Origin of the sequence: Vibrio sp. Vb1337 (assembly GCF_033338715.1) — a bacterium.
GTDB lineage: Bacteria > Pseudomonadota > Gammaproteobacteria > Enterobacterales > Vibrionaceae > Vibrio > Vibrio alginolyticus.
On record NZ_JAWOTD010000075.1, the window covers coordinates 1 to 1605 of the forward strand.

The window sequence follows — 1605 nt, forward strand, 5'->3', positions numbered from 1 at the left end:
ATATCTTCTTTGCGTTCATCCAGCGTTGGTAAGTGGATGAGCGTTGCGAACGTTTTAACATCGGCATCAACCTTGGTCGTCGCACCAAATACGCGCTCCAATTTCGGGTGGTTAAACAGGCATTGCCACTGTGCGAGCGAGATATGTTCTGCGCTGTGCAGGTACAAACTGCAACGATTTGAGTCTTCCGTCAGGTGTTCAATGGCTTTGTCGAGTGCATCTAGCGACAGTTCGTAAAGGTCTTCACCTGATGCTGCAATCAGCTCGCTGTCTGGTGTGGCGTGAATATCGTGAGCAAATTGCGCAGCTAATCGGCGACCAGTGCCGTCTTGTCCCACGAAAATCAGAGGTTGGTTCGTCGGTGCGCTGATTAAGGCTCGGCGAATACTCACCATGACTTTACTGTGACCAATCATTTTCGGGCCGACATGGGTTTGCATGTCGAGCTCTTTCTTAAGCCAGATGTTTTCTTGCAACAAGTTCAGCTTATCGCTGGCGTTGTTCAGTGATTTCATCAGTTGATCGGTTGAAAATGGTTTTTCCAGAAAGTCGTACGCGCCGCTTTTCATTGCTTCGACCGCCGTTTTAACGTCGCCATGCCCAGTTAGAACGATGAATTGAAAGTGGTGATTTTTGCTCAGCAGCGTACGCATAAACTCTAAGCCATCCATGACCGGCATGTGAATATCGGTAATGATGATGGCTGGAGAATTGGCATCGATAACTCTGAGTGCTTCAACGGCATTGGGAAAGCAAGTGACTTCAATGCCCTCGATAAGTAGTGCTTGTGAAACGGCATCACGAATGTGTGGTTCGTCATCAACAAAGATAACTGCGTTATGCATGGTCGTTTTCCGTTACTGGTTTGGTGGTACTGGTGTTTGCCATCGGAACGGTGACCACAAAGGTCATGCCGCCTGACTTACCCGATTGCGTCCCTTGGTGGTTATAGGCGCTGAGTGCTCCGTGATAGCTTTCTAAAATACGTTTTGAAATGGTCAAACCCAGTCCGAGCCCTTCTGGTTTGGTGGTAAAAAACGGGTCAAAGATTTTCGCCAGTGCCTCGTCAGACATCCCCGGGCCGTTATCTGAGACCAGAATATCGCAGCTCGAATTGTGGCATTGAATCGCGATGGAAATTTGTGGATCAATACAATAGCCATCCATCGCTTGCGCAGCGTTGTGGAACAGATTGATGAGCACTTGTTCTAGTTCAACGCTGTGAATGGCGAGCCTCACCTCGTGGTCGATCGTCGGTACTTTGAGCGTGACGCCTTGCTTGATCAACTTATTGCTCAATATGCTGGTGGCATTGTGCACCGCATCGTGGAGTATCGACACTTCATTATGAGGTTCATGAGAAGTTTTACGGGTGAAGACTTTTAGCCTAGCAATGACCTCGGCAATAGTCTCGTTTAGCGAGAGCATCTTGTTTAAGTTGTCTGCGACCATCGAGTAGCGTTCCATCGACAACAAGCGCTGGGAGTTTTCGGTGTAAGTTCTCAGCGCGGCAAGTGGTTGGTTTATCTCGTGGTTGATACTGGCAGACAACTCTCCCAGCAAAGCAAGTTTGGCGGCTTGAGTCAGCTCTTGCTGAGTTTGTCT

At 48.7% G+C, this 1605-nt stretch carries 2 protein-coding genes; both read right to left on the bottom strand.

Annotated elements, in window-relative coordinates:
- The coding region (locus R7E42_RS23930) for a sigma-54-dependent transcriptional regulator (protein WP_318073079.1) at positions 1-845 on the bottom strand (845 nt) is incomplete at its 3' end.
- The coding region (locus R7E42_RS23935; protein ID WP_318073080.1) for a sensor histidine kinase at positions 838-1605 on the bottom strand (768 nt) is incomplete at its 5' end. The genes R7E42_RS23935 and R7E42_RS23930, both read right to left, overlap by 8 nt.